General features: G+C 66.3%; 9 protein-coding genes and 1 tRNA gene. 4 read left to right on the forward strand and 6 right to left on the reverse strand.

The features are described from left to right. From VXD91_RS11235 to VXD91_RS11250, 4 genes are all read right to left on the reverse strand, one after another. Positions 1-988: cation diffusion facilitator family transporter (locus VXD91_RS11235; protein ID WP_346415429.1), on the reverse strand; the 988-nt coding region annotated here is incomplete at its 3' end. After that, positions 985-1,386 (reverse strand): metalloregulator ArsR/SmtB family transcription factor, encoded by a 402-nt coding sequence (locus VXD91_RS11240; RefSeq protein WP_318987139.1) that lies wholly within the window; start codon positions 1,384-1,386, stop codon positions 985-987. The genes VXD91_RS11235 and VXD91_RS11240, both read right to left, overlap by 4 nt. Before the next feature lie 47 nt (positions 1,387-1,433). Further along, the gene (locus tag VXD91_RS11245) at positions 1,434-2,219 is read right to left on the reverse strand and encodes a DUF4239 domain-containing protein (protein ID WP_318987138.1); all 786 of its coding nucleotides are present in this window, start codon (positions 2,217-2,219) and stop codon (positions 1,434-1,436) included. 57 nt (positions 2,220-2,276) lie between these two features. Continuing rightward, positions 2,277-3,326 carry a hypothetical protein gene (locus tag VXD91_RS11250; protein ID WP_318987137.1) on the reverse strand — a complete coding sequence of 350 codons (1,050 nt, stop codon included), beginning with the start codon at positions 3,324-3,326 and terminating at the stop codon, positions 2,277-2,279. Positions 3,327-3,692: 366 nt separating this feature from the next. Here VXD91_RS11250 and VXD91_RS11255 point away from each other — a divergent pair, with 366 nt between their 5' ends. After that, positions 3,693-4,076: a heme-binding protein gene (locus VXD91_RS11255; RefSeq protein WP_212813083.1), complete on the forward strand. Its 384-nt coding sequence runs from the start codon at positions 3,693-3,695 to the stop codon at positions 4,074-4,076. Then, positions 4,073-4,372 carry a hypothetical protein gene (locus tag VXD91_RS11260; RefSeq protein ID WP_318987136.1) on the forward strand — a complete coding sequence of 100 codons (300 nt, stop codon included), beginning with the start codon at positions 4,073-4,075 and terminating at the stop codon, positions 4,370-4,372. Before VXD91_RS11255 ends, VXD91_RS11260 begins: the two co-directional genes overlap by 4 nt. A 28-nt stretch (positions 4,373-4,400) precedes the next feature. Here the strand turns inward: VXD91_RS11260 and VXD91_RS11265 are convergent, their stop codons facing one another. Both VXD91_RS11265 and VXD91_RS11270 read right to left on the reverse strand, forming a co-directional pair. Beyond that, positions 4,401-5,174, reverse strand: a complete 774-nt coding sequence (locus tag VXD91_RS11265; protein WP_318987135.1) for a hypothetical protein — start codon at positions 5,172-5,174, stop codon at positions 4,401-4,403. Positions 5,175-5,348: 174 nt separating this feature from the next. Beyond that, entirely contained in the window at positions 5,349-5,780 is a 432-nt protein-coding gene (locus VXD91_RS11270; protein WP_318987134.1) for a nitroreductase family deazaflavin-dependent oxidoreductase, read from the reverse strand. Between the two features lie 192 nt (positions 5,781-5,972). On the opposite strand from VXD91_RS11270, the gene VXD91_RS11275 reads away from it, so the two are divergent. Both VXD91_RS11275 and VXD91_RS11280 read left to right on the forward strand, forming a co-directional pair. After that, entirely contained in the window at positions 5,973-6,674 is a 702-nt protein-coding gene (locus tag VXD91_RS11275) for a DUF4396 domain-containing protein (protein ID WP_318987133.1), read from the forward strand. Positions 6,675-6,759: 85 nt separating this feature from the next. Beyond that, positions 6,760-6,832, forward strand: a tRNA-Arg gene (locus VXD91_RS11280). The last annotated feature ends 127 nt before the right edge of the window (positions 6,833-6,959 follow it).

Consider the following 6,959-nt stretch of genomic DNA (forward strand, 5'->3'; position numbering starts at 1 on the left):
CGGGGTATGCGTGGATCAGCGCCGTCGTGAGCTTGGGCACGGCGTGCACCAGATGATGCTCGGCATCGTGGGCGATCTGGTGGGCCTGCGCCAGGCTCAGCTCGGGATCGAGGTCGAGTTCGACGTCGGCATGTAGGCGGTGACCCATCCACCGCATGCGCACGCTGTGCACCGACCGCACCCCCGGTTCGGCCGCCAGCGACTGCTCGGCGGTGTCGACGAGCGCCGGGTCGACGCCATCGAGCAAGCGGCGGAACACATCTCGCACCGCGGTGCGCAGCACGGCCAGGATCGCCACCGTGATGATCAACCCGGCGATCGGGTCCGCGAGCGGGTATCCGAGGGCCACTCCACCGGCGCCGAGCAAGACGGCCAATGACGTGAATCCGTCGGTGCGCGCGTGGATACCGTCCGCAACCAACGCCGCCGACCCGATCTGCCGCCCCACCCGGATGCGGTAGATCGCGACCGTTTCGTTGCCGAGAAAGCCGACGAGTCCGGCCAGCGCCACCCACCCGACGTGATCGATGACCTGCGGATGGATCAACCGCTGCACCGCCTCGTAGCCGGCGATGATCGCCGACAGGGTGATCATGCCGACCACGAACAACCCCGCCAGGTCCTCGACCCGGCCGAAGCCATAGGTGTAACGACGGGTTGCGGCCCTGGTGCCCAACGCAAATGCGATCCACAGCGGCACCGCGGTCAGGGCGTCGGAGAAGTTGTGGATCGTGTCGGCCGCCAGGGCCACCGAGCCCGACGCCACCACGATGGCGATCTGCACCACCGTGGTGAGGCCCAGCACCAGCAGGCTGATCTTCACCGCCCGGATACCGGCCGCGCTCGACTCGAGCGCGCCGTCCAGGCTGTCCGCCGCGTCATGGGAGTGGGGAGCGAACAGCCCTTTGACCGCGCCCCAGCCGCCGTGGTCGTGTCCATGACCGTGGTCGTGGTCGTGGTCGTGGTGATGGTGGTGGTGGCTGCTCATCGCCGACCACCCCTGCGCACGGCGGTGTCGGCGCCGAGGGTCCGCACGCCGGGGTCCTGACGATGATGCGCCGGCACGCCTGGACCCGCGTGTTCGGCGTTGTGCACGGCGTCGACCACCAACTGGCGCACATGCTCGTTCTCGAGGCTGTAGAAGATCGTCGTCCCGGCCCGTCGCGTCTGGACCAACCGCGCCATCCGCAGCTTCGCCAGATGCTGTGACACCGACGGCGCGGGCTTGCCGACGCGCTCGGCCAATTCATTGACCGACAGCTCACACGCGCTCAACGCCCACAACAGTTGGACGCGGGTCGGGTCGGCGAGCATCCGGAACACTTCCACCACCAGACGGACCTGGTCGTCGGCGAGCGGCGCCGGCACCTGGTTATCTGCATTCATACGCAGATAATAGACCATTGGCCGCCAGTCGACCTCGGGAGCGACGCTCAGCTGCCGCGGTCGACCATGTCGAACACCTTGACCGCATGCGAAAACGGCTGCGGGGTAACGCCGATGGGGCCGAACGGATGGTCCAGGGTGTAGATGACGTACAGCAGCAGCGACAACAGGATGGCGACCGCGCCGACGAGTACCGCGTGCGCGCGGGCGTTCTCCAGCCGCATAAAGCACGTCAGCAGGATCAGCACCGCCCCTCCGAAGATCAGGGCACCCCACAGCAGCGCCGGGATGCGCTGGTGGGAGTTGAGGATGCGCTCGCTGCGATCCGACGCCAGCACCGTCAGCTCGCTCAGGAACTGCGAATCGATCGGGCTCGCGCTCGACCCCGAACCATGCGTTCCCACAATGCGATACAGCTCGCTGAGCGCCGCACGGCCGTTGTTGCTGATGTCGGCGAATTCGTCCATGCCCCAGGCAGGTCCCTGAACCGCGGCGGCATACTTGCGCAACTGCTCACGAACCTGTGCCTGCTCCGGTTGCGGCATCGCGACGGTCTGGCGGTACAGCGTCGTCAACGTCGATGCCTCGTTGGCGACGTTCGTCTCAGCACTGAGGAACTGCTGCCAGCCGACGACCACCGTGAACCCCAGGAGCGCACCGTAGACCAGGCCGACGACGGTGAGGAACGGGGACAGGAACGAGTTCTGTTCCGGGCGCGCATCACGGGCGATGATGCGTCGCGTCACGAACACACAGCCGACCGCCACGCAGACCGCCCCGCCGACGACCAACGCCAGCATGAGCCACGCGCCGAACACCCCGAGATCACCCATAGTGGACCAAGCATGCCAAGCACGCCGAGGTGTTGCCAAGCAATCCCCGCAAACCGCCTAGAGGACAAAACCGCACAACACGACGCAGTTGTCCGGCACTCCGGCAACCTGCGGCGGTACCGGAACCGCGGGCTCGACGGCTACCGGCGGGACGTACGGCGTTCGGCCCTCGGGCACCCCCGCGGACGTATCGCTCTGGTTCTGTTTCTGGTTGACCGCGGGCGCATCCGACGCCGGCGCCGGCACAGCCACAGGCTCGGACGCCGGTGGAGGCGGACTGGGACTCGGCGGCGCTTGCACGGCCGGCGACACGGATACGTGAGCCGGCGCGGGCGCCGGCGATGGGCCGGCAGAGCCCAGAGGCATGGTCGCGACCAGAGCCGAAACCAGCACCATCGCCGCGAGCGACACCGGTGTCAGCCAAACCGGCTTCCCGGCAAGGCGTTTGGGACCAGGCTCGTCCACAGCTGCAGGAACGGCGTCGCGAACCGAGGCCAATGCGGCACCATGCGCAAGCGCCAGGAGCGACTCGGCCTCCGAGTCGACCCGAACGTGGTTCGACACCTCCACGGCGACGGGATGCACGTGCTCGTCCGTGCCGACGAGGACGAGCCGCTGCGGCCGGTGATCGAGTCGGCCGAGGACGTCGGCCAGCCAGCCGGCGGCACCGTCGGCATCCAGTCCCACCGCGACAGCAGCCCGAGGTTCGTCGGTGTCCGCAACGACGGCGCGACCTCGTAGCCCGCGCTCCACATCGGGCTCCAACACGCAGACGACGGTGTCGGCGTAGTCGGTCTCGGACACCAGCGCCGAGCCGGCCGATGCCAGCGGGATCGGCAGCAGTTCGACATCCAGCTCGGCCGGCAGTCCACTGAATCCGGCGACGTGATCGTCGGCGTCGGCGGTCCAAGTGACGGCGACCGAGCAGGCACGGCAGCCACGTTTGGCACCCTGCACGTAGATCCGGCGCACTGCGCCGGCCAGTTGAGCGCCGGACGAGTTCCCCTCTTCGAGGGAGACGGTCACGCTGTCGACCGCCTCGTCTCCCGACGCGAGCGTGATGCCTGCCATGGTTGCGGTGAGCGCAACACCGATCACAGCATCCATGGGCCACTCCTCGTAACTCGCCGCGTTTGCCGAATGCCTCGGCAATCGGTCAGCGCGTCACGCCCGCTCCATCAGAGGACGCTTCGACACCGGACGTACGCCCGGTTTGCCTGTACATCGTCTTTCGGGGTGAATCTTGTTTCCCATAGTGAAAAACACCACATTGGCGGATTAGCCAGAAATCTGCCTTGGCCGCACGCGGAAGGGGCCCGCCGGTAAGCGCCTCGACGCTACAACCGCACGGCGAGGTGGCGGCATCGATTTGCCGGCGCAGAAAATGTCGGCGGGGTCAATCCGCCTGCTACAGTCCGGCTATGCCGGGTGGTCGATCCGCCCGGAGTTGGCACTGTGGAAAGGAATACGGCAATGGTCTTCACCAAATCGGTCGCCCAGCGGGCGGTCGTAGCTGCCGCAGGAGCCGCCATGGCCGTCATGGCCGTCGCCCTGCCGATGTCGGGTCAGGCGATCGCCGCTCCGACGGCCCCCAACTGCACTCCCGCGGATCTGGCCGGGGTGGCTTCGGGTGTCGCTGCTGCCGCCTCCGCCTACCTGTTCACGCACCCGGACGTCAATGACTTCTACGGCAGCCTGCAGGGCAAGCCGCGCGATGAGGTCGCCAACGAGGTTCGCACCTTCTTCGACGCAAACCCGCAGGCGCACAACGAACTTCGGGCGATCCGTCAGCCCATGACCGATTTCCGTGAGCGCTGCGGCCTGGCGCAGCCCGACCGGCCGCTGCTGGGCGAATGATGTCCGCGCCACGCCCCCGCCGCCGGCTGATCGCCGCCGCATTGGCCGCGGCTGCCGTACCCGGATTGATCGCGATCGTCCCCGTGGGCACCGCCAATGCCGACGTCTGCTTCGGCGCCGGACGGCGCATCACGGTCAGCGGCTGCACCGACTTCGGCGCTGTCGCGCCGTACGCGCCGCCGCCGGCCTACTACGCGCCACTGCCCGAGGACATGCCGCCGCCACCGCCGCCCCCACCGGTTCAGGGTTGCGTCGGCTGGAACGGCCGCTGGGTCAGCGCCAACACCTGCCGCTGAGCGCGGCACCCGCCCCGGACCACGCCGGTCAGTACGCCCCTGCGGCCGCCGGCTGGTCCGCGGCGTCGGTGCGGCCACGCAAGGCCCAGTGCAGGCGCTTGGCCGCGGCCAGCGCGCCGCTGGGAGCGTGTGGCTGGCCGTAGTGAATGAGCAGTGTCACGCGCCGCCGGCCGGAAGCGATCGGCATGTTGGCATGCAGACTCCGATAGCCCCAAAACAGGTACACGTCACCGACATTCATGTCGACGACGGTCGGGCCGTGGCTGCGGCCGAGACTATCCAGGATCCGCTGCCGGAACGTCGCGCTCTGATGGACGATCTTCTCGAAGATGTTGACCATCACCGAACGGCGGAACGGCCGCTTGTTGAAGTAGCCCACCAACTCGCCCGAGCGACCCGGTTCTGCTTCGGGGATGAACAACGGGACCACCATCGTCACGACGCTGGCGTCGTAGTGGAACCACCAGGCATCGCCGTCGGCGTGTGGCCCGGCAACGATGCGCACCGCCGTACCGTCCATTTCATGGGCACGGTCCGGGAACCGCTGGCGGACGACATTGTCGAGAAATGCGCGCACCGAATCGCTGGCCATGAACGCGTGAATCGATTCCAGGTGCCCGTCCTGCGGCGATAGGACGAAATGGTCTTTCTCGCCGTACTCGGCCAACCAGCGGTCGATTTCCGCCCGGGATTCAAGCACCCAATCCCATTGCACTGCGTTTGCTACCCGAGCGACGCCGGTCGCGTCCAACTGGTGCGCCACATCGACGGGATCGCACGCGCTCATGTCAAATTCACACATTTGGACGGAAGTGTAGACAACCAGAGAACGTCGTTACCACGATTGCTGCGATTTGACATTTGCCCTGCAATGACCATGCAATTCGCGAGTCAAGAGAGCAATTCAGCAATCACGTAAATATTGCCGAATTACTGCACTTCAAGCCCAGTAACCGCGCACCGAGGGCGCGTTGCGTTACTGCTCGATGCGCGTGAGTCCGAGAACCGGAATCTTCCGCGTGGTTTTGCGCTGATATTCGGCGAAATTCTCGAAACGGCCGGCCTGCGTCGCGTAGACGCCGTCGCGTTCGGCGCCCTGCAGCTCGCGCACCCGAACCCTGTACTTGTCGGGCCCGATCTCGACCGCGACCTGCTCGGGATGGGCCAGCGCATTGTGGTACCAGGCCGAGCTCGTGTCCTTGCCGTTGTTGGAGGCGAAGACGTAGATCTCGTCGCCGTCCGACTTCTGGTAGGCCATCGGGTTCTGCCGCGGTTGGCCGGACTTGGCGCCGACGGTATGCAGGATCAGCATGTCGAACTGGGCGAACCAGCCGTCGACCACGCCGTTTTCGCGAATCTGCCTGATGACGTCGTTGTGGAAATCGGTCTCATCCCCGGAAGTGCTCATGTGCCCATCCTGCTGCCGCACGACCGCCTATGTCAATTAGATTGATATGTGGGCCGCCTCACGCGGCCGGTCGGTTGCGTCAACGGATCGTGGCCGCGGCCATCACCCCGCCGCCCAGCGACATGTACCCCCAGGGGGTATCATGGAGTCGACTCCCATACCGCTCGATTTCGACGATGAGGAACGACAACGATGGCCAGCGATTCCCACCACCATCCCGCCGACCACCACGGCGGACACGACCACGGCTCCCACCTGGATCATGCGCACCACGGCGGCGACATCAACGCCATGGCAGTCAGCGCGACCCTGCATTGCCTCACCGGCTGCGCCATCGGGGAGATCGTCGGCCTGATCATCGGCACGGCTCTGGGGTTGACGAACCTGGCGACCATCGGACTGGCCATCGCGCTGGCATTCGCCTTCGGCTACACCCTGTCGACACTGCCGCTGTTGAAAGCCGGGCTGGCGATCGGCACGGCGCTGAGCGTGGTCCTGGCTGCAGACACGCTGTCGATCGCGACGATGGAGATCGTCGACAACCTGGTCATGGCGGTGATCCCGGGCGCGATGAACGCCGGCCTGGTCAACCCGGTCTTCTGGATCGGGATGATGATCGCGCTGACCGTCGCCTTCTTCGCCGCCTACCCGGTAAACCGATACCTGCTGCAAAAAGGCAAAGGCCACGCACTGACGCACAAGTACCACGGAAGCGCCGGCTCCGACGTCACCGGAATTCGGCGCTTCATCCCCACGCTGAGTACGCCGACGCTGACCGCGGCGATCACCGCGTTCATGCTCGGCGGCTTGGTCGTCGCCGTCGCAGACCAGCTCGGCTCCCCCGACACCGCGCCGCACAGTCAAACATCGCCGGCCGCGCACGCGGCACCGTGACCGACATCAGAATCCCGATGCCACCGATACGGCGCGCGGCGTTTAGCATGAGTCGTCCCTATGGGTCCCTATCTCGGTAGGTGCCGCCCCCGTAGCTCAGGGGATAGAGCACGGCTCTCCTAAAGCCGGTGTCGCAGGTTCGAATCCTGCCGGGGGCACTTTTTCCGGTGTATTACGTCGGCTGATGGCTGACATTTCTCTGTCGGGTGATGCCTGACAGTGTTTCGGCTGATGCTTTACACCTGCTTCGGTTGATCCTTGACACTCCCTGAACGCGGGAGTTGA

The sequence above is a fragment of the Mycobacterium sp. SM3041 genome, assembly GCF_039668335.1.
Lineage (GTDB): Bacteria > Actinomycetota > Actinomycetes > Mycobacteriales > Mycobacteriaceae > Mycobacterium.

What these genes read in the sequence shown, in the direction of transcription:
- VXD91_RS11240 (WP_318987139.1), bottom strand. Translation starts at nt 1,386, where the DNA reads ATGAATGCAGATAACCAGGTGCCGGCGCCGCTCGCCGACGACCAGGTC.
- VXD91_RS11245 (WP_318987138.1), bottom strand. Translation starts at nt 2,219, where the DNA reads ATGGGTGATCTCGGGGTGTTCGGCGCGTGGCTCATGCTGGCGTTGGTC.
- VXD91_RS11250 (WP_318987137.1), bottom strand. Translation starts at nt 3,326, where the DNA reads ATGGATGCTGTGATCGGTGTTGCGCTCACCGCAACCATGGCAGGCATC.
- VXD91_RS11255 (WP_212813083.1), top strand. Translation starts at nt 3,693, where the DNA reads ATGGTCTTCACCAAATCGGTCGCCCAGCGGGCGGTCGTAGCTGCCGCA.
- VXD91_RS11260 (WP_318987136.1), top strand. Translation starts at nt 4,073, where the DNA reads ATGATGTCCGCGCCACGCCCCCGCCGCCGGCTGATCGCCGCCGCATTG.
- VXD91_RS11265 (WP_318987135.1), bottom strand. Translation starts at nt 5,174, where the DNA reads ATGTGTGAATTTGACATGAGCGCGTGCGATCCCGTCGATGTGGCGCAC.
- VXD91_RS11270 (WP_318987134.1), bottom strand. Translation starts at nt 5,780, where the DNA reads ATGAGCACTTCCGGGGATGAGACCGATTTCCACAACGACGTCATCAGG.
- VXD91_RS11275 (WP_318987133.1), top strand. Translation starts at nt 5,973, where the DNA reads ATGGCCAGCGATTCCCACCACCATCCCGCCGACCACCACGGCGGACAC.